Raw genomic sequence first — 23,458 nt, 5'->3', positions numbered from 1 at the left:
AGTTGGGCATGAGCGGGGGGCGCCTCCGGCTATCTTTCGGGAGGGGGGGGCTTTGAAATTACGCCCGGACTGTAAGGTTCATTTGGAGGCTTAAATGGCTACTTATACTTTTGAAACGATGGCTGACTCGTCGGCAGTTGGCTTCGGTGCAGGCGATCGCCTGATTTTCAACACTGCCACGGTCAATACTCTTTCAGTCACGGACAATCCCGCAACCACCGGCCCGCTGGGCACCACGGTAGAGACGATCACGCTCGCCTCGGGCAATGTTGAGCACACCTTCGTTGCATCGGCATTGGCTGGCGCGTCGGCTGCGGATAACCTGATTTTCACCACTGGCGAGCCGGGCGATGCGCTGGCAATTGTCTCCGGTGACCAGGGCGCAGGCGGCTATGCACAGCTTGCTGGAGCAGTGGCTGGCAGCCATGTTTCGATCTTCGGCATCGGCGACGGCGCAACGCTTGATGGCACCGCTGGCGACGACACCATCACCGGCAGCGCTGGCAATGACACGATCACGGGCTCGTCCAGCAGCGTGAACGGTGCAGGCGACTTCACCGAGACCGACTATCTTCAGGGCGGCAACGGTGCCGACACGATCACCGGCGGCGACGGCAACGACCACATCTACGGCAACCTGGCCCTTGGCTCGGCTGGCAAGGATGATGGTGCCGACGTTCTGAGCGGCGGTGCAGGCAACGACTACATCAACGGCAATGCTGGCGATGACTCGATCGACGGCGGCGCGGACAATGACCGTCTGTACGGCGGCGCCGGCAACGACAGCATTCTTGGCGGCGACGGCAATGATTACCTCCAGGGCAACAAGGGTGACGACAGCCTCGACGGCGGCCTGGGCAATGACGAGCTGCATGGCGGCCAGGGCAACGACGGCCTCCTCGGCAACGACGGCAACGACGTGATCTTCGGTGACCTCGGCGACGATAGCATCGCTGGCGGTGCTGGTTATGACACGCTGACGGGCGGCGCTGGTGCCGACACGTTCTTCTTCCAGGCAGGCGACGCATCGACGGAAGCCGTTGTGGATGGCGGCACCGTCACCGATCAGATCCTGGACTTCAATGCTGCCGACGGCGACACGCTGAATCTCGGCTTTGAAGTTGCTGAGGTTCTGACCGACAAGACCGGTACGACCTACACCAATGTTGCTCAGGCTCTGCAGGGCGCGGAAGGTATCTTCCTCACGGCTGGCAGCCCGACCGATGACGTCGTATCCGTTCAGGTGGGTGCTGATACCTACCTGTTCTGGAGCAACGGCGGCACGATCGACGAGGTCGTTCACCTCGCGAACACCACGGCGGCCAATGTTGACACCGATTGGTTCTCGCAGCTGGTAGCGTAACTACCGCTTCGACCAAAAATGGAGAGCCGGTCCTTTGGGACCGGCTCTTTTTTTTGTGCGCTGAAAATGAAGCGCACCGAGGGAATATGCCGGGCTACAGCGCGCTTCAGCGCGCGATCAGCTCATCGATTGCCTGGAGCCAAAGTGCCGTGCCCCGTGCGCGATCATAATCCTGAAGCGCTCGGCGTCGTGCCGCTGCTCGAAAGGGGGTCAGGCTACGATGCTCTTGGACCGCCTTCGCCATCGTTCGCGCCAAGGCTTCCACATCGAAGAAGGGCAGCAACACGCCCTCCATCCCATCGGTAATCGCTTCCCGCACCGGCGCCGTATCCGATCCGATGATCAGGCACTCGGCCGCCATCGCCTCTACCAACGACCAGGAGAGGACGAAGGGATAGGTATAATAGATGTGCGCCCAGGAGATGGAGAAAGCGTCGATCAGCGTCTGATGCGGCACTTTACCCAGGAAATGGACGCGCGTGGTGTCCAGCCGGTCGCCTAGCTCTTCCAACAGCCAGGATTTCCAGTCGCGCCCATTCGGGCTAGCCGCGCCATAGCCCCTCAGGCCGGCACTGCCGATCACCACCACTTCGGCATTCGGGCATGCCGCCAAGAACTGAGGCAGCGCGCGCATGAAGATGTGGAAGCCGCGCATCGGCTCCAGCGTGCGGCTGACATAGGTGATCACCGGGGTCGAACCGTCCAGCACCCGACCGTCCGGAAGTTTGATCGTGGCCTTGGCGCGCCGCTGCGCCCGCTCCATGTCGACGCCTTCATGGATGATCCGGATCGTGCTTTGCAGCGCCGGCGGATAGCTGTCTGCCTGGAAGCGGGTCGGGCAGATGATCAGATCGGCATAGGCCGCGGCCAGAACCTGCGTCGCATTCTTGGCATGGGCGCGGACATTGCCGGCCAGGCTTTCCTGCCCGAACTCCGGATCGAAATTGATGTCGCCCCCGCGGCTGCGATACAGCAACTCGCCGAAATTGATCACGCGCGCCGCCGGCCAAATCTCCTTCAGGAACAGCGACTCGCCCCATCCGGGATGGGCGATGATCACATCCGGCGTGAAGCCATCCGCCTTCAGCTTCAGCGCGGTCGCGGCCGCCGCACTGCCCCGGATCATGTCCGCCTCCGCCCGCGTGGCGATATCGAATAACCCGTTGGTCGAGCCACGCTCATTGGACCATCGCCGCAAATCGACACCAGGCTGCCCCTGCGCCGTCTTCCCTCCGATAGCGGCCACCTTGTCGCCACGGGTCAGCAAGGCGGCAGCGATGTGGGGGAATTGCCCAGGAAAGTTCTGATGAACCAGCAGGATATTCGCCATCAGAGCGTCATCGCCCAACTGCGCGTAATCACGACCTTGCCGCCGCGCGTGACGCTATAGGCGGCGGTATAGCGCCCGGCCGGCCAGCCGCCTGCCTGCGCCTTTCGGCCGGTGAACAGGATGACCTGCGCCTTGTCGCGGTCCAGCGGCTCTGCGCGATTGTCTGCCACAACGGCACCGCCCGGCCCGCTCAGGATCAACCGCTGGACGTCTCCGCCCTGCAGGCCGACCGCCTGCGCAAAGGCCACCAAGGGCGTGGTCCGGCCGGGTGGCGGGGTTGGCGTGCTTCCGGCATTCTGTACCTGCCCCATCGTGACCGGGCCGTCTGCGAACCCCGTCACGAGCACTTCCCCCTCGCGATAAGCGGGCGTCGTCGCCCACAGGCTCTTGCCGCCGCGGCACGAGCCCGCTGGTGCGCCGGCGGCGAACGGATCCACCGCCTTGCCATTGCTCCGCACCGTCAGGTGGAGGTGCGGGAATTCGGTGTTGCCGGAAAGCCCGACCTTACCCAGCACGGCGCCTGCCTTCACCTGAGCGCCGGGCCTAACGGCGATGCTCCCCTGCGCCATGTGGCAATATTGCGTTTCCCAGCCGCCACCGTGGTCGATCACGAGTCCATTGCCGCATTCCTGGCCGGACGCGGCGCCTAGCGGCGCGTCCCGGATCGACCGGTCCGCCACGCCATCTCGCGCGCGGAGCACCGTTCCGGCCGCTACCGCCAGAACGTTCACGCCGCGGCGCTGTGCCACCATGCTGGGCAAACGTATGTCGGTGCCGTCATGCCCCTGATAGGTTCGTCCATGGCAGGCATAATCCCGCGCGGCCGGACCTGGATCGTCGTCCGGATAATTCTGGATCACACAGTCCGTGCCGAGCGTACACGCGACCGGGAAGGAAAGGCGCAGCGGCGGGGCCACCGGTGCCGCCGCGCCCAAGAGGAGCATCGGCACTGCCGCGATCAGGCTTTTCATAACAACGCCTCCAAGCGCGCAACCATCGGGCAGGCGATCGCCCGCACGCTGCGCTGATCCCACAGATAGGATGTCGCCGCGGCCGCCCGATCGCGCGCGTGGTCCCGATCGTCCATGACATCACGCAATGTCTGCAGCCAATCGGATGCATAGACGGCGATATCCGCGGCCTTGTCGTCGCCGCGATAGGCCGGGCAGTCCTGCACCACCGGCAACAGGCCCAGGGCTGCATAATCCAGCAGCTTGATATCTGATTTCGCTCGATTGAACGCCGTGTCGACCAGTGGCGCCAACCCCAGGTCGAACGGGCCCTGATCGCGCAGCCACCGCACGAACCGCGCATAAGGAATAGCCTCGGCGGGCGGCGAAAGGCGGTGAAGCCAGTCAGCCGGCGCAATGTCGGGTGCAATACCGATCACGGTCAAATCGAACTGGCCCGCGCGCTCGCTGGCGAGCTGTTCCAACGCCGGCCGGATACTGCCAAAGTCGGCAGCGTGCGTTGCCGTTCCCATATACAGCATGCGCACCTTTTCCTGCCGGAAAGGCTCGGCGCGCGCGCGGCGCCAATCCCGCCAGAGGCGCGGGTCGAGCCCGTTCGGGATCACGGCATGCCGATGCGCGACATGGCCATAGAGGTGGGCCAGTTCGGGCGTGGAAAACCAACTTTCGGCCGAGGCGGCGATGGCCCGTTCGATCGCCGCATTCAGGGGGCGATAGGAAGCTGCCTCGGGATGATCCCCCATCGCGACGAAGGCATCATCCACATCGACGATCAGCGCCGCGCCAAGCGTGCCTAACCGCGCCACCAGGGCATCTACCGCGCGGACCGAAGGCAGGGCCGCGCGCTGCACGATGCATATATCGCAGGGCGGCACATCCTGATCGGCGCTGCCCAGGCTGATGCGGACGCGGCCGGCCACGCTGTCGTCCGTCAATGGAGCGAGCAGCCGGATGGTCGCCGAGCTTTGCGGTCCATATCGGCCATGCGTGACGATCAGGTGCACGCGGATCGGCGGCAACGCTATCTCCGCCGTGGGGAGCTGCGGCGGCGTCTCCGGCGGCAACGCGAACGGTGGCTCCATGCCAAGTGCGATGAGACTGTCACCCACCAGCCGCCGCGCCCGCGCGTCGAAGCTGTGATCGGCCATGACAGCCTCCGCCGCGCCGGCCGGCCGGCGGGCGCGGACTTGGCGATCGACCGCATGCTGCAACGCGTCCGGCCCGGATACGGGCAGAACCGCGGAACCGAAGATACGCCGCAACGACGGCACGGGATCGGAAATCGCCTTTCCGCCGGCCGCCATAATGTCGAACAGCCGGTTGGAGAGCAGGCCGAAGGCGGCCATGGACGGCCAGTGATCGTTAAGCACCACGCCTGCACCGGCATACATCCGGCCGAGCGCGCGATTGCTCACATTCTCTGCTTCCACCAGCCTGTCGGGAACGAGCCCGTCCCATCCGCCGCCATAGATGGTGGGCGGACGATCGGCCTCGATCGCCCATTTGACGATGTCCCGCTCCACGCCGCGCGAATTGCCCACGAACAGCACGTCCGGCCCTGCTTCGGGATGCTCCAGCGGATGGAAGCGCGCCGGATCGGTCGCCTGCAGCAGCGGCCGCACCGGCGGACGGACGATATGGTCAAGCAGACCGGCATAGGATTCCGAAGCGACATAGACGCGCTGGAAGCCGTCATATTCATCGTACGAGACTTGGTCGGGATGACTGATATTCCATAGATAGGCGAGCTGGCCCGGACGCGGCTCATACGCGATCAGCCCGCGCAAGCTGATCGCCACCTCTTCGTCCACCAGATTATGTCCGGCCCATTGATGGCGGAAGTCGATCCGCACGTCATGCCCAAGCCGGCGAATGGCGTCCGCAAGCGAGTCGGCAAAATGCCAATCGCCCCACGCATCCTTATCCTCTTCGGGCGCCGCGATCTTGATCGCGAAGCTCAGCCTGAACCGCTCCAGGAAAGCGGGCGATCCCACTTCCAACGCGTCGCGGTTCTTCAGGCGAACGACTTTCTCGAACGCGATCGGTTCGCTGGTCGTTATCCGTCCGGCATCGCCCTTGCCGTCATGATAATCGCAACCGACGAACGGCGCGTAACCGACGGTGCGCCCCTTTCCGATCCGTAGGATCAGATCCCAGTCGACCATGCGGCGCAACTTGGGATCGAACGCACCGACCTCGTCGATCAGGGACCGGCGATGGCAAAAGGCGTTCAGATCGATATAATTTGCGGTGAGGCAGGCGTTCCAATCGAACTCGTCGCCCCGATAACCGGTCAAATGCCCCAGATCGTCGCGCATCGCGATCGCGCTATAGGCTGCGTCGATCCGCCCGGACGCCAGGAAGCGCGTCATGACCTCCAGGAACCAGCCCATCCAGCGATTGTCGCTATCCAGATAGGCAATCACATCACCGGTCGCGGCGGCAAGGCCGCGATTGCGCGCCGCGGATACGCCGCCATGGTCGCCGTCCAGCCAGCGCACCCGCGGATCGGCCAGGAAGGGTTCCACCACCTCGCGCGTTTCGTCGGTTGAGCCATCATCCGCGATGATCAGCTCGAAATTGGCGTGACTTTGCGCGAGGACCGATCGGATCGCGGCCGCGATCGTCGCGGCGCGGTTCCACACCGGCATGATGATTGACACGCGCGTGTCGGCCGACTGTTGAACCATGTCCGGCGGCAGCTCGGCGATATGCCGCAGGAAAGCCTCTTCCCCGGCGACATCGAAATGCCGGTAAAAACGTCGCGGACGGTCTTCCTGCGATTCATAGCGGGGTCGGCTGACGGGAATGGCGATGCGCCCCTCCGAAGCGCCGACCTCCAGGAAATGACGCAACGGATCACCCGTCACGTCGTCATAGGTGGCGCGATAAAAAGCGCCGTTGAACAAGGGCCCCGTGGGTCGGCCTTCCTGCGCGCCGTGATGGGCGTAATGTTCGAGCGGATGGACGCCCGCCGCCGCAAGATCGGGATGGATCCGCAGATAATAGCTGCTCGAGAAGTAGGGATTGGGATCCAGCGCATCTGGATCCCGGCCGTGCCGCAGATAATCCACCAGCGGATTATGAGCGGCTATCAGCGCCGCCAAATCGTGGTCCAAGGGCGCAACAAAGCGCTCTGCACGCTGCACCAGGGTGCGGATGATCGGCGTGTGATCCGGTGATCCCGGCGCATGAAGGGAGGTCAGCACCCCTTCCTCATCCACCAGTCCTACCTCACCACCGAGCGCAACGGGCGCCAGGCCGATCAACCTCTCGAGCGCGTGGGCAAGCGTTCCGTCCCGCCCGGCATCATGTCCCTCGAACGCGGCGAGCGCGGCAACCCGTTCCAGCAGTTCCGGACGCGCCCAGAAGAACGTCCCGGCGAAAAAGCCCCAGTCTGCCAAAGGATAAAGCGGCGCCATCAGGCGCGGCGCCAGCGTGGCCAGGATATCCGCATTGCCGAACTGGTGGGTCGCCGCGGACTTATAAAGGGCCGACGGTCCCGCTAGCATCAAGGAAGGCTGTGTTTGAAAGGCCTCTAACAGGCGGGTGACCAGCGCGTCGTCGCGGATCAGTCCATCATAGGCGATGGCCCGCCATTCCGCGGCATAACCTGAATCGCCTTTCTTCGTATGAAGATGGCAGACCGCCTGATAGCCCTCCTCCCGTATCCTTGGCAGCAGATGGAATAGCGGGCCGATATCCCATCCGCGATTGGGTGTCTCGATCCGGATGATCCGCCCTGGAATCTGGTCGAGCGCCCGATCCAGCTCGGGATCGAGCGTACCGGCAAAGGTCGCAATGACGTCCAGGTCCGGCCGACCCAATTTGGCAACGCGATCGATCAGTTCGCGCGCGACGTCGGGATAGAAAAGATGGATGTGGATCGCGGCGTGCATCAGCGGGAATGCCCTGCCGCATTGATGCGTCGGGCCATCTGGCGGGCATAATAGCCGGTGTCGAACAAGGGACTTGGCTGATAACCCTTGGCCGCGCCGATCTTCAGATAATGATCGACGGCATCGAGGCCGCTATCCACGGCGTCCGGATAGCGCGCTAGATAATAATCGACGTCGAACAGCCCGCTCCTGCGCACCAGATCCGCGTCGCCCGAAGGATCCGGCGCCGCGTTCGATGGCGGCGTCCCGGCGGTTGGGGGCAGCGCGACAGGCTCCTGGGGCGATGCATCCTCTTCCGGCGCAGCCAACTGCGTATCGACAAGCCTATGGCGCAGAGCGTCATGAACGATATCGCCTTCCAGCCATGGCGCATCGTCGAACATGGCATAAGCTTCGTCGAGCCGAGCACGCGCCGCCTCGTCGTCCGCTCGGACGAGTCCGTGCAAGGCTGTGTCGACTGCCTGCACAAGAGTGGCCAACGGCTCTTCCAACGGCACTTGCGTGCCACGATGATGTCGCAGCGACGGATCTAGAAAGCCATCGATCAAGGCGCTTTCCGCCGGATCCGGCCGCCATCCCGGTTGGTCGACCAGCGGAGCAAGGCGTGCGGCCGTCTCCCGCCAATCGCTCAGCATCCCATCATAATCGACGATTGCGCGCGATCGCCCCCGGGTGGCGCGTTCCGCATCCATCATGTGGCGCAGCCACAGAAGGTGAGCATAAGCCGGCGTGATCCCGTTTCGGCTTTCCAGCGATCGGGCAATCTCGCCGGGCTTGCGCAACATGAGCACGCCGCGGGGCTCGATCTCCATGTCCTCCAGCACCTGCGCGACGATCGGCACGAAGCGGCATTGCCGCGGGTCCTTGATCGCGAGGAACGGCGCCTCGCCCCACCCCGCTGCTATCGCCTCGCGGATACGGCTCTTGCGGGAGCGCAGCCCGTCGAGCGGCAGGCGCGAGAGATCCAGCGCGCGCGGATCGAACCAGCTGGATCGCGCCACCCGGAGAAGCTGGTCGTCGGCCTTTACCAGCGCCTGCGATTCCCAATAACCGCGTGCATTATCATCGGTGGCGGCGATGGCATCTGCAGGCAGTGTCGCGCCCAGCCGGCCAAGCAACCAGGTCAGAGCCGAGGTGCCCGATCGATGCATTCCCAGAATCAGGATGGCCGTGCGCCTCATGCGGCCGTCTCCGAGGCTGCTGGCATATAGGCGGCGATCATGCGGCTGACATTCAATTCGATCATCGCCGGCGTCACGTGTGCCAAATCGTCTTCCCAGGCGATCGCGCGATCGGACAAGGTCACGGATTCGAACGATGGGAAATAATCGACATGATCGAAGCTGCGCGTGGCGATCTCGGCCGCGACCCGCAGCACCGATTTACTGTAGGCATTGGCGCTCAGCACATCATTGCCCGTGAAGGAGCGATGAAGCGGAACGGGGGAAACCGTCAGCAGCATATGCTGCGTCGGATTAAGCGCATGAAGCGAGCTCACCAGCCGCATCACGGCGTCGATCACCTTTTCCGGCGAGAGAACTTCGAAGAAGAAGCGCCCCGGATGACGATCGATCACGTGCCGGGGCACGGTGTCGTTCAAGTAGATTTGCTCCGCCTCATCCCACCAAGCCTCCACCAGGCCGAGCGTGACGATGACCAATGCGCTCTCGGCAATGGATTCGGCGTAGAGCCGGCGGATTCGACGGCGGCGCTTAAGCCCCCGCTCCCGGCTGACCGTCTCATGACTGTGCAACTGTCCATCCCACCAGGCGTCCTCGCCCAGATCGATCAGGAAGCGTCCGCCATCATCCTCCGCGCCGACATTTTCGATCTCGTTCAGCATGGAAAAGGGCGTGTATTTGTTGAGAATACCGGTGCGCAGCGCCGAGCCTTGCATCAATTCGGTCGCAGGCACCTGAAGATCAAGTGTTGGAATACGCAGGCCGTGGTCGCGCAAGGAAATCTCGATATTCCGCGCGAAACAAGAGCCGATCGTGAAGACCGATGCACCCGGTTGAAGCTGGAAGCTCGGCGTCACGACGGGCGCCGCCACGGGCTCCACACGGTTGGAGCTGCGCATCGGCCATTTCGCCGCGCGCTGCCCCATGGTCGCGCGATAGGCATCCTCCGCGCTGATCCTGGGAAATCCTGCAGCCATCGGCGGATCGGTAGCGGCGCGGTTGGAGCAGGTCCAGTTTATGCGTCGCGAGCCGGAACTTGAAAATTCAGCAGGGCTTCGATCAGCGCCGCGCCATAGGCTTCGTTGCCGTGCGTCGGATCGGCCGCATAGTCCGCTTTGAGGAAGCCGGATGCATCGGCAAGAGCCGCCGGCACGGCCAGGAAGGTTATACCTGCCGCATCCGCTACCTCGCGCATCAGCTGGGAGGCCAGTCGCCATATCCGCCACCGCACACCGACGCCCGCGACATGGACCTCATCGCCGCTCCGCTCCCGGAACCAGCTTTCCGCATGCGCCGCAATGAAGCCCTCATCACGCACCGGCGGTGGACTTTCGATGTGGATGAGTTCGCCTGCCAAGCCGCGCAGCAGCCGTATCCGCGCGAAATCCGGCTGCATCTTTTCCGCCAAAGCCGCCCTTACCAGAGCTTGCGGCACGAGCTCCGCGCCGGGGTCGAGCGGCGGTCCGGCCTCACCCGCCAGCACGAAATCGAACGGCCTGGGATGCCGCAGCAAAGCGAGCATATTATGGGCATTGCCACCTATTACCGAAGCAACCCGCGGCTGGTGGCGACTGATCTGGTCCTCGATGGCCGCGGTGAGCTTCGGGCCGAGCCGCGCGCCGCCATAATCGTTAACCTCGCTGCTGATCAGCTCCGGCTCATACAGCGGCTCCGACAGGTGAATGACTCGCGTGCGCGGCTCGTCCGGATAGGTCTCACGATGGCTCTTCGCAGCCGCACGGATCGCAGCGACATGGCTTTGCCCTACGACCAGCAGGTTCATCGCCTGTGGCCGGCGATCAGGCATTTTCATCGTCGACCATCGCTTCGTCGCACATCGTTTCCACCCAGCGCGCCGCATCCGCGCTGAACGCATCGTGCGGCTGCTCGGGGGACACGAGCTCGGCCGACCGCAGATTGATGCCGGCGGCATGGCGCAGGAAAACGCGCATCACATGCTCGACCCCTTCCTCGGTCACCTCACGCAGCCCCTTGGCAAAGAACCGCCCCTGCGCCTGCGGGCCCGTGATGATCTCGTAAGATGGGAAGTAGAAGACGCGTTCGAGATCCTCTGCCGCTTCCTGCGCCGCGGCTCGCAATACCGACTTCGAATAGAGGGTTGCCGGCAGAACGTGATTGCCGGACGCGGTCGCAGCCAGCGGCACCGGTGACACGGTCAGGACGATCCGGGCCGAAGGGTTGACCGACCGTAAGCGCTTGGCAAATCCCTCGATCTGCGCGCGCACCTCACCGACGCGGAGATTGTGAAAGGCATGGCGCGCGGGATCGAAGACGCCGCCCGCAACGCCTGGGCAAAGCGGAAAGGCCGCGCCGTCGCGTCGGGACACCCAGGCCTCCGTCAGACCCAGGGTGAAAATCAGGACATCCAGCGTCTCGAACGCGGTGCGGACGTGACCGAGATGTTGCGCCCGGTCCGCGCGCATCTCCGCCTCCGACACAAAGCCGCCCGGCTGGATGGTTGGGCGAAAGGGATCCACGATGCCGCCGCCATCTGCCTGCCATACATCCTCCGCAGGCGTGAACTGGCCGTACGCGCGGTCGAACAGCTGAACCAACTGCAGCGTCGTGTAGATATTGCCATAGCGTGCCGTGTAGACGCCGTAGCCGGCGGCCCGTGCCGCTTCGTTCGGCACGATCGGGTGCGCCGTCTCGGTCACGAGGTAATTAAAGCCCGACGCCGCCAGATGGCGCGCCACGTGCTGGGCGAAGCAGCTGCCCGCCGTCGCGATCCTGTCGGTCGGGGCGATCCGCAGGAAATCCCCCGCGAGCGGATCCAGACCCGCCCCGGCCGCCGCCACGGCGCGCTTCCAGAAGGCGCTGTCGGGAAGATGGCGGTAGGGATGATCGGCCATGCCGCGCATCTCTCACGTCATCGAAAGCGGAGCAACCGGTCGCGCCGTCCTGGTTAGCGAATGACCATCCGACCGCCCGCCGGGCCGGACATGCCGCCCGCGATGGCGAGCAGCACCTCATCCCCCCTTGTTAGGCTCGCCGCATCTATCGTCAGGCGGAAGCCATGGTGGCCATCGCCAATCCCGGCCTGTGCCAGATCGGCGCGATGTAGGTCCGCCGCCGCCGCGGCGACCACCCGTCCATCGACACGCGCCTCGATCACGGGCGTAGCGCCCGGCCATTCCGGTAGATGTACCCAGCCGCTGAACGTGATGATGCCATCCTCCCGGATCCGGAGCGTTCCGTCGCTCCAGTTTGCGGCGCCAGTAACGGCGTCGAGGTGACCGGCCGCATCAAGCTCGGGTGTCTGCACGAATTGATCGACCAATGCCTCGGTCAGCTGCGGGCCGCCGAGCCGCTGCTGAAGGCCCAGGCCCGCCTGATGCAGGGCGCCGACCGCAAAGCCGAGCAGGCTGATCCCGTCGAAATAGTCGAACCGCCGCTGACGCAGCGCCTCGATCAGCCGTGCGCGATCCACATCATTCCATAACGGGATGTCGAGGGCCGCAAACAGCGCGATCAGAGAGGCGCGAACCGCCGGCACCCGATTGATCGACCATTGCCAGCTGCCGAACAGCGCCGAACCGGCGGGGGCAAGCACAGGCGGAACGGAGGGGGCGCCGAGCCCCGGATCCCAGCTCTGATGCGCGAAGGGGAGATCGATTAGTTCGGGCGCGGCCTTGGCAATCAGCCTGTAATGGGCGAGCTCCGCCTTGCGCTCGCCCGCGGTCATCTGGAAGGCGAGGCGCATCAGCGCCGGCACGCCCAACGGCAGGATCGGCTGTCGCTCGAAGGATTTTATGCTGCGGATCCCGCCAAGCCAATTGGGAACGCGGTTCTGCCAATAGAAAAGGTCGGGAAGATCCGCCTCCTCAGCGCCGGCGCGGACGGACGCGGCCATCTGGCGAGACAAGGTGTCGACCAGACGGGCGCGTGCCGGTTCGCGCAGCAAGGCCATCGGATCGAACGGCGCCTGCAGCCGCACCATCCCGACCGCATCGAGCGGCCCTTCGGGCAAGCGCTTGGCATAGGCCTTGAGCACCTCGCCGAGATGACCGCTCACGATCGTCTCCGTGCCGACCGTGCGGCCGGTGACATTGTCCCAGCCGCCCATCACCCCGTCGGCCTGCCACGCAATCGTCGCCAGCAGGCGAAGGAAGTCGCGCGGCGAAAGATCCGGCGGCAGATCGGAGCCGAGCGGGGGTTCCCGGCGATGAGGGACGCCGATCCGGGCCGCAATCTGCGCGCCGACAACGACATCGGGATGATCGGCATAGCCGCGCGTGAACAAGGTAAGGCGATTGCGTAAGCCCGCCGCCAGCGCCACGGCGAGCACGGCGCGGCTATCCTTGCCGCCCGTGATCGGCAGGTCCAGAGTGCCGTCACCCGCAGCGAGGCGGATGGCCGCTTTGGCCTGATCCAGTCCCTCGCAGAGCAGTTCGTCGCCGCCATGATCATAGCCGCGTAGTCGCGGCAGCGGCGCGGCGGCAGGCGCGATCCGGAGATCGCTGCCTTTGACCGCCAGCCGCTCTCCTTGGCCGAGCTGACGGACACCGCTCCACGAACTTCCATTTCCTGCTCGGTAGCCGATTGCGCCCAGCCATAAACCCGCTTCCGCATCGGGCGCCCGTAACCCCGCAATGGAGGCCACGAAGCCGGCCCGATTGCCCAGGATCGGACGCCCGTCCGCACTGTAAAAGATGTGATGGAGACCGGCGGGATCGCCAAAGGCCTCCAGCGTGCCGCAGGGATACACCCGCAGGATGGCATATTCGCCGGCTATATCATCGGGCAATGTCATCCCGGGCTGGCTGAGCAACGCGGCGATAGCACGCGCATCCATCAGCATTCCGGTATCGCCGGCGACACGCCAGACGAGGCCGTGGATGACGCATGCGTTACCGGCACCATCCACGAGAACCTGCGCGTCCGCGCTGTAAAAGTGCGTCGCACAGGCATAGGCGCTCAGCTGCCAGCAGCCTCGCTGCGTCCTTATCGCGCTGTGGGTTATGCGCTCGGCAACGATCGGCAGATCGTCTTGAAGTATGCCGTGAAGACGCGCCGCTGCCTCGTCCCCGGCCTCATCTTGCCATAATGCGAAAAGCGCCATCGGCGCGCCTTAACCGCCGATCAATCGCGAAGCGAGCGCTCGCCTAAGCGAAGCACCGATCGAGCAGCCGGTCGAGGTACAGACGCGAGGCGATCTGGCCCAGCCAGGTCCGATGCCGCATTTTTCGGCGCAGGCGCAGGCGCAAGTTGGGCAGCCAGAGCACGTCGGGATGCTCGCCGATCAAGCGCTCGGCGATATGCAACGCCTGCTCCAATTGACCGCGCGCTTCGTGATGCAGCAGCATCGCGTGCAGCGCATGCAGCCCCTGCCCGCTCATCGCGACCGCGCGCTGATGGACTTCGTAGGCAGCGGCATAGTCACCGGCAGCGTCCAGCGCGGCAGCGAGCTGTGTGTGATACACCGGGTTGTCCGGCTGCGTTTCGACAGCGAGGGACGCCACTGCCACCTTCTGCCTGGCGCGACGGGGCGCGATGCGCTGCGCCAATATGAAGAGATAATGGCCGGATTGGCGCCGACGTTGGCGCAATTCCCGCGCGAACGCCGCATGGTCGATCGCGCCCGCTTCAATCTCGCCCAGCAGCCGGCGCATCATGTCCGTCTCAACCAGATATCCCCCGACTGGATGGCCGCCATGGGGGACAGGTATGGGGTAGGTCGGGGCTTGCGCGGCAAGAAGATCGAAATGCCGGCGGTCGTGCGGATCGCGTGGGTCATAGACGATATATTGCTGCTCGAGCGGGGCCGGCGGATCGGCACGGAATTGGATCCGCGCCACATCGTCGGCCCAGCGGCGATCGAACGGCACCACCGCCGGATCGACGCTGAATTGCGGCGAGAGCGCGATGCCGATCCGGGCCCGGCAGGCCGCGCCGTAGCGCAAGGCGGCAAAGCCCCCCATGCTGGATCCATAGGCGATCACCTGATCATAATCCGCTGTTGCCGCTGCGATCGTCGCGATCGCGAGGTCGAGTTCGGGATATTGATACCAGTGATTATCACGGCTCAGCACGTGAATGGCGTCGATTCCGCGCCCGCGGAAATAAGCCTCGCCGAAACCGGGCCGGTCCAATGTGCGATTGTCGGTATAGGAATCGAAGGTGACGTAGCAAAGCCGGCTGCCGAAGCCGCCGACACGACGAACCAGCAATTCCTGGGAACGAAACAGCTCGTCCGAGGCGACGATCGTCCCCGGCTGCATGTTCACCTACGATCGCCCTTTACCGTGCGATCGATCGCCAACAGCGAAACCAGCAGGCTTTCCAGTTGATCGAGCGGCCACGCATTCGGACCGTCGGACTTGGCCTGCGCCGGATCCGGGTGCGTTTCCATGAACAGGCCGCTTACACCCACTGCTACGGCGGCGCGGGACAGTACCGGCACGAATTCGCGCTGGCCGCCGGAACTTGTGCCATTGCCACCCGGCAGCTGCACGGAATGCGTCGCGTCGAACACGACCGGGCAGGCGGTATCCCGCATGATCACCAGGCCGCGCATGTCCACGACCAGATTGTGATAGCCGAACGATGCGCCGCGCTCGGCCACCATCAGCGTTGCCGCCGTGCCGGCCGTCTCGGCCGCCGTACGCGCCTTGGCGATCACGTTGACCATGTCGCCCGGGGCCATGAACTGCCCCTTCTTGATATTGGCGGGTTTGCCGGATGTCGCCACCGCCTCGATCAGGTCCGTCTGGCGGGCCAGAAAGGCGGGCGTCTGCAGCACGTCCACGACGTCCGCGACGGGCCGCACCTGATGCACTTCATGCACATCGGTGAGCACCGGCAGACCGGTTTCGGCCCGCACTTTTTCCAGAATGCGCAGGCCTTCCTGCAGGCCGGGACCACGAAAGGAGCTGCCGGCGCTCCGGTTCGCCTTGTCGAACGAGCTCTTGTAGATCACCAGGATGCCCAGCCGATCGGCGATCCCGCGCAGCGTTTCCGCGACCGACAGGGCCATGACCTCGCTCTCGATCACGCATGGCCCGGCAATCAGAAACAGGGGCTCCTGCAGGCCAATGCTACGGCCACAAAGATCCCACGTCGATACGCTCATGCTACGCCTCTGGCTGCCAAAGCCGCCTCGATCGGGGCGACATCGTGCGGATTGTTCAATTCCCAGATGTCATAGCCGGGCGTCTCCACCTCGACCACCCGCACCTTTATGCCGCTCTCGATGAAGCGCAACTGCTCCAATCCTTCGAGCAGTTCCAGCGGCGTCGGCTCCAGCGCCGCATAGGCATCCAAAGCCGCGCGGCGATAGGCGTAGACGCCGATGTGGAGGAAGACCGGCAAGGCAGGATCGCCGACGCGATCTTCCGCCACGTGCGGGATGACCGACTTGGAGAAATACAGTCCGTCGCCGTTCGTGCCGATCGCCACCGTGGTTCCGCCGACCCGCCCGGACTGTTGATCCGCCAGAAGGCGCCGATGGATTTCCGGCGTCGCCCGCACCGCGGGCGTCGCCTCCTGGATCGACGGATCCGCCGTCATCCGCGCGATCAACGCTTCCACGAAGCCGGGCGGCGTCAGCGGCGCATCGCCCTGTAAATTGACGATCAGATCGGCGTCGCCGAGCGCATCGCCGGCGGCGGCGCATCGCTCCGTGCCGTTGCGCGCGCTCGCGGGTGTCATCGCCACCTGTGCGCCGAAGCCCTGGGCAGTCTGCGCAATCCGATCATCGTCGGTCGCGACGACGACGCGGGCGACGTCGCGCACGGCGATGGCCGCCTCCCAGCTGCGTTCGATCAGCGGCTTGGCCACGCCGCCGGCGCCGCGCAGTTCGACCAGCGGCTTTCCAGGATAGCGGGTGGAAGCGTAGCGCGCGGGGACGACAATCGTCGTCGTCATGACAAGCTCTTCAAGCGATCCCCAACCTCAGGAAATCATGCACATGTACCAATCCTACGGGGCGGCGCGTTTCCGCATCCTCGATCGCGAACATCGCCGTGATCTTGTGCGTGTTCATCGCGGTCAAGGCATCCTCGACGAACGTACCGGGCGATACCCATACTGGATCGCAGGTCATGACATCGGCGGCGGTCGCGTCCATCAGGCCGTCGAGATGACGCCGCAAGTCGCCATCGGTGATGACGCCGATCAGGGCACCGCTCTCGTCGACAACCCCGGCAATTCCGAAGCTCATCGACGTCATCGTCACGATCACGTCGCGCATCGAGGTTTCCGGCGCGACGAACGGCATCGCACTTTCACGATGCATGATCGCGGCAACCCGCATCAGCCGCTTGCCGATCGTGCCACCGGGATGGAGCGCCGCGAAGCCGGCGGTCGAGACGCCGCGTGCCCGCATCGTCGTCATCGCCAAGGCATCGCCCAAGGCCATCATCATCGCCGTGGATGTCGTCGGCGCGAGGTTGGCAGGGCATGCCTCATCGACGCGCGGAAGCAACAACTTGACGTCAGCCTGCCGCATCAGCAGCGAATCCGCCTTTGAGGCGATCCCGATCACGCTGAGGCCGAGCTTGGCCGCATAATCCAGGATCGGCTGCAGCTCCGCCGTGCTGCCTGAGTTGGAGAAAGCGAGCAGACCATCGCCGGCCATCAACATGCCGAGATCGCCATGCGCGGCCTCGACTGGATGGACATACAGCGACGGGGTTCCGGTCGAGGCCAAAGTCGCCGAGAATTTGCGTGCAATATAGCCCGATTTTCCGATGCCGGTTGTAACCAACCGCCCCGTAATGTTCAGAATCGTGGTGACAGCCCGCGCAAAATTGTCATCCAGCGCGCCGACCAGCGAATTCAGGGCTTCAGCCTCTGTTTCGATCACTTCTCGCCCGTAGGCGATGAGATCTGAACGGTCAGTGCGGGAGAGCTGGCGCGAAAATTCGGCAACGCCCATGGTCTTCCCTTTGATTTTCTGCATGCCGGCCTTTCTAGCGATGGCCTTGTTCCGTGGCGAGCAGAAGTAATACGATCGCGAAACGATCGACCCTGAACGCCTTTCGGTTCATAGGGTTTCACGCCAATTCTAAAATGCGCGGATGGTTCCCGACTGTGACTGTCGGGCCACAACCTCGATCAGCCTAGCTGGTCATGCGCTGTAGGGTTTCAATGAGATCCGCTTCCGCAGCCGGCTTGTCGCGGCGAATCCGCGCGATCCGCGGAAAGCGCATCGCCAACCCCGATTTGTGCCGCTTGGACAGATGGAGCGAATCGAACGCGACCTCCAGAACAAGGCTCTTCTCCACCTCGCGCACTGGCCCGAATCGCTGCACGGTTCGCGTGCGCACGAAATGATCCAGCCACTTCAGCTCCTCGTCGGTAAAACCCGAATAGGCTTTGCCGACCGGCAGCAGCTCGCCCCCTTCTTCAGGCGGCGCCGTCCAGCAGCCGAACGTATAATCGGAATAATAGCTGGACCGTTTGCCGTGTCCGCGCTGGGCATACATCATCACGCAGTCGGCGGTGAGCGGATCGCGTTTCCACTTATACCAGAGGCCGACGCGGCGGCCGGCAATGTACGGCGAATCGCGCCGCTTGAGCATCATGCCCTCGATCGCGGCATCGCGGGCATTGGCGCGAATCTCCTCCAGCGCTTCGAAGCTCTCCGCCTCGATCACGGCCGACAGGTCGAAGCGGTCGGAAGGAAGCCGCCCGACGAAGCGCTCCAGGCGCGCCCGCCGATCGGTCCAGCCCAGCGCCCGCAGGTCCTCCGCCCCATCGAACAAGATGTCATAGAGCCGGACGAAAGCGGGATAGTCGGCCTGCATCTTGGCGGAGACATTCTTGCGGCCCAGCCGTTGCTGCAGCGCGTTGAAGCTCGCTGCGCCCTCATGCTCGATCCCGCCGCCCTGCACCTCGCCTTTGACCAGCAGCTCGCCATCCAGCACGCCGGCCACGTCAAAGGCGGCGGCCACATCCGGAAAGCTGCCGGTAATGTCGTCGCCGGCCCGGCTATAAAGTCGCGTCTGGCCTCCCACCCCGACGATCTGAACGCGAATCCCGTCCCATTTCCATTCGGCCGCATAGTCGGCCAGATCGACCCGCAAGTCCTCCAGCGGATGCGCCAGCATGAACGGCCGGAACACCGGGACGTCGGCCGGCGTGGGCTGCGCGCCGACGCCTTCGCCCCAGGCGAAGAGCGGTTCGTAGGGCGGCTCGAGCCCGTGCCACACCTCCTCCACCTGATCGACGTCCAGCCCGAAAGCCTGTGCCAGAGCGGTCTTCGCCAGGCGCGCCGAAACCCCGACGCGCAATTCCCCGGTCGCCAATTTCAGAAGCGCGTAGCGCCCCGATGCATCCAGCTGATCGAGCATGCTCGCCAGCGCGCGTGGCGCTTCTGCCCGGCCGAGCGTCATCAGGCGGTTGATGAGCGCCGCCAAACCCAGTGCGCCGCTATCGATCTCCGCGGGAACGCCCGGCGGCTTCGGCCACAACAAGGCCGCGGTCTCCGCCAGGTCGCCGACGAAATCGCGGCTCATCGCAAACAATACCGGATCGACACGCTCGTCGACCAGCGCCTTGATCGCGGAGGCTTTCACCCCCGGAAGATCGAGCCCCCCGGTCAGCGCCGCCATCGCCCATCCCCGATCCGGATCGGGCGTTTCGCGCAGATAGTCCGCGATCAGCTTCAGCTTCGCATTGCGCGACCGCGTATAGACCAGTCCGTCGAGCAGCTGAGAGAATTGGCGCATGTTCGATCAAACACAAAGGGCGGCACATCGTGCCGCCCTTTGCTTCATCCATCGATAGACAGGATCAGGTGACTGCCCGGCCGGCCAACAAGGCCAGCACGAGGAAGATCACGAACAGAACCAGCGCGATGAAGAACAGAATCTTGGCGATTTCGACGAACGCGCCGCCGATACCGCCAAAGCCTAGCACACCGAGCACGAGGCCGATGACCAGGAAGATAAGTGCGAGCCTGAGCATGAAAGGACTCCTTTCGCTGGCTCAACGACTTACCGGCGGCGCTGTTCCGCCCGCTGATCCTTATGCCTTGCGGCTCGCCTCAAACAGGAACCAGGCGCGCTCTTCGGCCTGATCGGTCCATTCGTCCACGATCCCGCTGGTGGCGTTGTCCTTGGCTTCCTCGGCCAGCTCCTTCACCTTGCGGAAGCTTTCAACCAGCTTGAGATTGTCGTCGCGCAGTTCGCTCAGCATCGCGGCGGCGTCGACGAACTGGGCGTCATTGTCCTTCAGCGTCTGATGGCGCGCAATGTCGCCGATCGAGCGTAGCGTGGTGTTGCCCGTCTTGCGGACACGCTCGGCGATCGCGTCCGTGATCTCGTAGATCTGGGTTGCCTGGTCATCCATCAGCAGGTGGTAATCCCGGAAGTGCGGGCCCGACACGTGCCAGTGGAAATTCTTCGTCTTGATGTACAGCGCGAAGCAATCCGCCAGCGACGCGTTCAGCGCGTCGGCCACATTCGAAAGCTCGTTCGACGGCAAATCGGTCGGCGTGGCCAACTTGGGGGCAGGGGTGTCCGCCATGATTCATCTCCATAGAAACAGGGTTCAGAGGGCCTAAACCGCGAATCGCGCTCTTTGCTCCCCCAATAATCTTGATCACTATGATCGGCGAGAACGTTGGCGATCCGCAACGATCTTTAACTCCGCTTGCGCGGGTTGACTTTTCGCCTTTCGGACGGCAAAGCCCCTTCCGATCGAGCGGCGGCAACGCCGCTTTATTTTTTGGCCGCCTGGGATGGCGGCCTTCAGATAGCGCAGGAATTTGGGTCATGGCCAAGCCGACCACCGTCAAGATCAAGCTCGTCAGCTCGGCCGATACCGGCTTCTTCTACGTGACGAAGAAGAATCCGCGGAATCAGACCGAGAAGATGTCCTTCCGTAAATATGATCCCGTTGCGCGCAAGCACGTGGATTTCAAGGAAGCCAAGATCAAGTGATGCCTCGCCCGTAAGGGCGTGCGTCGCCCGGCTAAGGCCGGACTTGTGGGATTGTAGGGCGGCCGGGCACAGCCTGCGCCGCCCTTCTCATGTTCAGGCTGCGGCGAGCAACCGCTCGGCCTGGGCGCGGGCTTCGTCCGTAACTTCGGCGCCGGACAACATCCGCGCAATCTCTTCCCGGCGCTCCGCCGAATCGAGGCGATGAATGCCGGTGCGGGCCACCAGCCCGTCCGAGCGCTTCGCGATCAGCCAGTGACGATCCGCCCGGGCGGCGACCTGCGGGCTGTGCGTCACCACCAGGATCTGTGCATTTTGCGCCAGCCGGGCGAGGCGGTCGCCGATCGCCGCGGCAACCGCGCCGCCAACGCCGCGATCAACCTCGTCGAAGATCATCGTCCCGGCCCCGCCCTCTTCTGCCAGCGCGACCTTGAGCGCAAGGATGAAGCGCGACAATTCGCCCCCGCTGGCGATCTTTACCAGCGGGGCAAACGGCGCCCCCGGGTTGGTCGAAATCTCGAACTCGACCCGGTCGCACCCCTCCGCGCTCCAATTTCCGTCGCCGAGCGCATCGATTCGCGTCCGAAAGCGTGCCGCGTCCAGCTTGAGCGGCCCCAGTTCGGTGGCGACTGCGGCATCCAGGCGCGTCGCGGCAGCCTGGCGCGCCGTCGACAGCCGCTCCGCCTGCTCCAGATAGACGGACCGCGCCAAGGTGACCTCTTGCTGGAGCGCCGCAAGCCCTTCGCCGCCCGCCTCGATCCTTGCCAATCGTGCTGCCAACTCCCGCGCCAGCGCCGCCAGATCGTCGGGGTCCACCCGATGCTTGCGCGCGAGCGCCCTAAGATCGAAGAGCCGCGTCTCGATCGCATCCAGTCGCGCCGGATCATAGGCGAAGGCGGTGCGAGCGGCGGCGAGATAGTCTTCCGCTTCGGCCGCCTCGATCACCGCGCGATCGATCGCGGCCAACGCCTGGGCCAATGTCTCATGCTCGGACGCCAAGCGGTCGAGCCGCCGCGCCGCCTGCCGCAACTGGGCCAGCCCGCCGTCGGATCCTTCCAGCAAAGACGCGGCGGTTTCCAGTTCGTCGGCAAGCCGCGCGCCCTTCTGCATGGTGGCGCGCTCTTCGGCGAGCAGCGCCTCCTCGCCCGGCTCAGGTGCGGCGGCGGCAAGTTCAGCGACCGCATGCTCCAGCCATTCGCGGTCGCGCGCGGCGCTTTCCAGCTCCGCCGAGGCGCTCGAAAGCGCCTCTTCCGCGGTTCGCCAACGCAGATAGGCAAAGACCGCCGCGCCCGTATCGATCCGGCCGAACGTATCGAGCAAGGCGCGATGGCCACGCGAGTTGAGCAGGCCACGATCGTCATGCTGGCCGTGGATCTCGACCAGCGCCGCACCGAGGATGCGTAGCAACCCAGCGGAGGCCGGCTGATCATTGACGAAAGCGCGGCTGCCGCCATCGGCCCGCACCGAACGCCGGATGACGAGCGGTTCGCCCGGTTCATGACGGAGATCGCCATCGGCAAGCAGAGCCAAGGCGAGGTGATCTTGCGGAAGCTCGAAGGTAGCAGTGACGCTCGCCTGTGCCGCACCCTGCCGTACCAAGCCGGTATCCGCCCGCACGCCCAGGGCGAGGCCGAGCGCATCCAGCAGGATCGATTTGCCCGCGCCGGTCTCTCCGGTAAGCGCGCCCAGGCCCGGCCCGAACTCCAGTTCGAGCGCTTCAATCAGCACGACATCCCGGATGGCGAGGCCAGTCAGCATATCTCGCTCTTAGCCGAGCAGCAGCGGCGTTGAACAGCGATCCCGGCTCAGGCGCGCCAGATCATTGACGGCTTAACATCCTGCAATATCAGGCCGCCTGCACAGGCTGGGCAGGATTGGATCGTCTATTCGCTCGCCGCCAGCGGGCCGTAGGGAGCGCCGACGCGATTCGGATGGGCAGCCTTCCACATCATCGCCCGATGGACCCGCCGCTCGACCGAGGGATGGTCATAGAAAATGATCTCTTCCAGCCTGCCCGGGGAGGATGCGCGATAGGCGATCGTCTTCACCAGCGCCTTGGCCAGCCCGTCAGGCTCATGGGCATTGGCAAGCGAGAAACGGTCGGCGTCGCTCTCCGCAACCCGCGTCATGGTCGTGCTGAAGGGCGTCGACAACAGCCCGAGCACCGACGCAATGATCATCAGCAACGGAAGCCCGGCGGGATCCGACAAGGGGCCGATGCCTGCACTGCCTGGCACGACATTCCTCGCTACCGGATAGAGGCGGTCGATCAGCCAGAAGGCGACCACCGCCATCAGACACATGCACGCGGCGAACCACAGGATGTGCTTGTGCACGTAATGGCCCATTTCGTGACCCACCACCGCAATCACTTCCGACATGTCGGCATGCTGCTTGAACATCGTGTCGCTCATCGCGACCCGCGCGGTTCCGAACAGGCCGGACACATTGGCCGTATAGCGATCGGATTGCTTGGAACCGTTATAGATCAGGATCTTGTCGTGCGGCACGCCCGTCGCCTCGGCCAGCTTGACGACTTCGCTCCGAACCGGGCCCGCAGGTGCGGGCGTATATTGGTTGAACAGCGGCTCGATGAAGAGGGGTGCGATGATCACGAGCAGGATCACGCCGCCTGCCGCGACGCCGGATGCCCATAGCCACCAGCTGCGCGGCGCCCGGCGCATCAGCGTGTACAGCGCCAGCAGGAATAGCGACGTGACGATCAACGAGATGGGCAGCGCCTTCGCCGTATCGCCCAGCCAGCTGCCGAAGGATTGCGAGCTTAGCTGGTAGCTGCGTTCCCGCCAC

The 23,458-nt window shown here is 64.5% G+C and carries 19 protein-coding genes; 2 read left to right on the top strand and 17 right to left on the bottom strand.

The features are described 5' to 3' along the window. Positions 1 to 94 precede the first annotated feature (94 nt). The gene (locus tag ACOJSI_RS02345) at positions 95 to 1,363 is read left to right on the top strand and encodes a calcium-binding protein (RefSeq protein WP_420136649.1); all 1,269 of its coding nucleotides are present in this window, start codon (positions 95 to 97) and stop codon (positions 1,361 to 1,363) included. A gap of 106 nt (positions 1,364 to 1,469) precedes the next feature. On the opposite strand, the gene ACOJSI_RS02340 is transcribed toward ACOJSI_RS02345, so the two are convergent. The 15 genes from ACOJSI_RS02340 to ACOJSI_RS02270 all read right to left on the bottom strand — a co-directional run bounded on the left by ACOJSI_RS02340 (position 1,470) and on the right by ACOJSI_RS02270 (position 20,237). Then, positions 1,470 to 2,711: a glycosyltransferase gene (locus ACOJSI_RS02340; RefSeq protein ID WP_420136648.1), complete on the bottom strand. Its 1,242-nt coding sequence runs from the start codon at positions 2,709 to 2,711 to the stop codon at positions 1,470 to 1,472. After that, the gene (locus tag ACOJSI_RS02335) at positions 2,693 to 3,664 is read right to left on the bottom strand and encodes a M23 family metallopeptidase (protein WP_420136647.1); all 972 of its coding nucleotides are present in this window, start codon (positions 3,662 to 3,664) and stop codon (positions 2,693 to 2,695) included. Before ACOJSI_RS02335 ends, ACOJSI_RS02340 begins: the two co-directional genes overlap by 19 nt. Further along, entirely contained in the window at positions 3,661 to 7,563 is a 3,903-nt protein-coding gene (locus ACOJSI_RS02330; RefSeq protein WP_420136646.1) for a glycosyltransferase, read from the bottom strand. Before ACOJSI_RS02330 ends, ACOJSI_RS02335 begins: the two co-directional genes overlap by 4 nt. Next, positions 7,563 to 8,744, bottom strand: a complete 1,182-nt coding sequence (locus ACOJSI_RS02325) for a sulfotransferase family protein (protein WP_420136645.1) — start codon at positions 8,742 to 8,744, stop codon at positions 7,563 to 7,565. Before ACOJSI_RS02325 ends, ACOJSI_RS02330 begins: the two co-directional genes overlap by 1 nt. Further along, on the bottom strand, positions 8,741 to 9,721 hold the full coding sequence (locus ACOJSI_RS02320; protein WP_420136644.1) for a GSCFA domain-containing protein: 981 nt from the start codon (positions 9,719 to 9,721) through the stop codon (positions 8,741 to 8,743). The genes ACOJSI_RS02325 and ACOJSI_RS02320 overlap by 4 nt, the downstream gene beginning before the upstream one ends. Positions 9,722 to 9,759: 38 nt before the next feature. Further along, positions 9,760 to 10,557, bottom strand: a complete 798-nt coding sequence (locus ACOJSI_RS02315) for a hypothetical protein (protein WP_420136643.1) — start codon at positions 10,555 to 10,557, stop codon at positions 9,760 to 9,762. Continuing rightward, positions 10,544 to 11,617: a GSCFA domain-containing protein gene (locus ACOJSI_RS02310; RefSeq protein WP_420136642.1), complete on the bottom strand. Its 1,074-nt coding sequence runs from the start codon at positions 11,615 to 11,617 to the stop codon at positions 10,544 to 10,546. The genes ACOJSI_RS02315 and ACOJSI_RS02310 overlap by 14 nt, the downstream gene beginning before the upstream one ends. 53 nt (positions 11,618 to 11,670) lie before the next feature. Next, a complete protein-coding gene (locus ACOJSI_RS02305; protein ID WP_420136641.1) occupies positions 11,671 to 13,827 on the bottom strand; it encodes a hypothetical protein in 2,157 nt (718 codons plus the stop codon). Between the two features lie 43 nt (positions 13,828 to 13,870). Then, the gene (locus ACOJSI_RS02300) at positions 13,871 to 14,986 is read right to left on the bottom strand and encodes an alpha/beta fold hydrolase (RefSeq protein ID WP_420136650.1); all 1,116 of its coding nucleotides are present in this window, start codon (positions 14,984 to 14,986) and stop codon (positions 13,871 to 13,873) included. A 2-nt stretch (positions 14,987 to 14,988) separates the two neighbouring features. Continuing rightward, positions 14,989 to 15,837 carry a 3-deoxy-8-phosphooctulonate synthase gene (gene kdsA / locus ACOJSI_RS02295; protein WP_420136640.1) on the bottom strand — a complete coding sequence of 283 codons (849 nt, stop codon included), beginning with the start codon at positions 15,835 to 15,837 and terminating at the stop codon, positions 14,989 to 14,991. Beyond that, on the bottom strand, positions 15,834 to 16,631 hold the full coding sequence (gene kdsB / locus ACOJSI_RS02290) for a 3-deoxy-manno-octulosonate cytidylyltransferase (RefSeq protein ID WP_420136639.1): 798 nt from the start codon (positions 16,629 to 16,631) through the stop codon (positions 15,834 to 15,836). The genes kdsA and kdsB overlap by 4 nt, the downstream gene beginning before the upstream one ends. 10 nt (positions 16,632 to 16,641) lie before the next feature. Next, positions 16,642 to 17,667 carry a KpsF/GutQ family sugar-phosphate isomerase gene (locus ACOJSI_RS02285; protein ID WP_420136638.1) on the bottom strand — a complete coding sequence of 342 codons (1,026 nt, stop codon included), beginning with the start codon at positions 17,665 to 17,667 and terminating at the stop codon, positions 16,642 to 16,644. Between the two features lie 160 nt (positions 17,668 to 17,827). After that, a complete protein-coding gene (locus ACOJSI_RS02280; protein WP_420136637.1) occupies positions 17,828 to 19,438 on the bottom strand; it encodes a cisplatin damage response ATP-dependent DNA ligase in 1,611 nt (536 codons plus the stop codon). 64 nt (positions 19,439 to 19,502) lie between these two features. Then, positions 19,503 to 19,676, bottom strand: coding sequence for a DUF1328 domain-containing protein (locus ACOJSI_RS02275; protein ID WP_420136636.1), 174 nt, complete (start codon positions 19,674 to 19,676; stop codon positions 19,503 to 19,505). A 60-nt stretch (positions 19,677 to 19,736) separates the two neighbouring features. Beyond that, the gene (locus ACOJSI_RS02270; protein WP_420136635.1) at positions 19,737 to 20,237 is read right to left on the bottom strand and encodes a Dps family protein; all 501 of its coding nucleotides are present in this window, start codon (positions 20,235 to 20,237) and stop codon (positions 19,737 to 19,739) included. Between the two features lie 248 nt (positions 20,238 to 20,485). Between ACOJSI_RS02270 and rpmG the strand changes: the two genes are divergently transcribed. Next, positions 20,486 to 20,653, top strand: a complete 168-nt coding sequence (gene rpmG / locus ACOJSI_RS02265) for a 50S ribosomal protein L33 (protein WP_420136634.1) — start codon at positions 20,486 to 20,488, stop codon at positions 20,651 to 20,653. Between the two features lie 93 nt (positions 20,654 to 20,746). On the opposite strand, the gene recN is transcribed toward rpmG, so the two are convergent. Together recN and ACOJSI_RS02255 are read right to left on the bottom strand one after the other, a co-directional pair. Further along, positions 20,747 to 22,408, bottom strand: coding sequence for a DNA repair protein RecN (gene recN, locus ACOJSI_RS02260; protein ID WP_420136633.1), 1,662 nt, complete (start codon positions 22,406 to 22,408; stop codon positions 20,747 to 20,749). A 125-nt stretch (positions 22,409 to 22,533) separates the two neighbouring features. Next, positions 22,534 to 23,458 (bottom strand): M48 family metalloprotease (locus tag ACOJSI_RS02255; RefSeq protein WP_420136632.1); only part of this gene is annotated, 925 nt, incomplete at its 5' end.

The organism is Sphingomonas sp. (assembly GCF_048595155.1).
In the GTDB taxonomy this organism is placed as follows: Bacteria; Pseudomonadota; Alphaproteobacteria; order Sphingomonadales; family Sphingomonadaceae; genus Sphingomonas_I.
The sequence above is the reverse complement of the archived record's forward strand: the minus strand, read 5'-3'. Positions and strand labels throughout refer to the sequence as shown.

Coding starts and splice junctions, on each gene's coding strand:
- kdsB (WP_420136639.1), bottom strand. CDS start 16,631: ATGACGACGACGATTGTCGTCCCCGCGCGCTACGCTTCCACCCGCTAT.
- ACOJSI_RS02305 (WP_420136641.1), bottom strand. CDS start 13,827: ATGGCGCTTTTCGCATTATGGCAAGATGAGGCCGGGGACGAGGCAGCG.
- ACOJSI_RS02285 (WP_420136638.1), bottom strand. CDS start 17,667: ATGCAGAAAATCAAAGGGAAGACCATGGGCGTTGCCGAATTTTCGCGC.
- ACOJSI_RS02275 (WP_420136636.1), bottom strand. CDS start 19,676: ATGCTCAGGCTCGCACTTATCTTCCTGGTCATCGGCCTCGTGCTCGGT.
- kdsA (WP_420136640.1), bottom strand. CDS start 15,837: ATGAGCGTATCGACGTGGGATCTTTGTGGCCGTAGCATTGGCCTGCAG.
- recN (WP_420136633.1), bottom strand. CDS start 22,408: ATGCTGACTGGCCTCGCCATCCGGGATGTCGTGCTGATTGAAGCGCTC.
- ACOJSI_RS02315 (WP_420136643.1), bottom strand. CDS start 10,557: ATGAAAATGCCTGATCGCCGGCCACAGGCGATGAACCTGCTGGTCGTA.
- ACOJSI_RS02280 (WP_420136637.1), bottom strand. CDS start 19,438: ATGCGCCAATTCTCTCAGCTGCTCGACGGACTGGTCTATACGCGGTCG.
- ACOJSI_RS02320 (WP_420136644.1), bottom strand. CDS start 9,721: ATGGCTGCAGGATTTCCCAGGATCAGCGCGGAGGATGCCTATCGCGCG.
- rpmG (WP_420136634.1), top strand. CDS start 20,486: ATGGCCAAGCCGACCACCGTCAAGATCAAGCTCGTCAGCTCGGCCGAT.
- ACOJSI_RS02335 (WP_420136647.1), bottom strand. CDS start 3,664: ATGAAAAGCCTGATCGCGGCAGTGCCGATGCTCCTCTTGGGCGCGGCG.
- ACOJSI_RS02270 (WP_420136635.1), bottom strand. CDS start 20,237: ATGGCGGACACCCCTGCCCCCAAGTTGGCCACGCCGACCGATTTGCCG.
- ACOJSI_RS02325 (WP_420136645.1), bottom strand. CDS start 8,744: ATGAGGCGCACGGCCATCCTGATTCTGGGAATGCATCGATCGGGCACC.
- ACOJSI_RS02345 (WP_420136649.1), top strand. CDS start 95: ATGGCTACTTATACTTTTGAAACGATGGCTGACTCGTCGGCAGTTGGC.
- ACOJSI_RS02310 (WP_420136642.1), bottom strand. CDS start 11,617: ATGGCCGATCATCCCTACCGCCATCTTCCCGACAGCGCCTTCTGGAAG.
- ACOJSI_RS02330 (WP_420136646.1), bottom strand. CDS start 7,563: ATGCACGCCGCGATCCACATCCATCTTTTCTATCCCGACGTCGCGCGC.
- ACOJSI_RS02300 (WP_420136650.1), bottom strand. CDS start 14,986: ATGCAGCCGGGGACGATCGTCGCCTCGGACGAGCTGTTTCGTTCCCAG.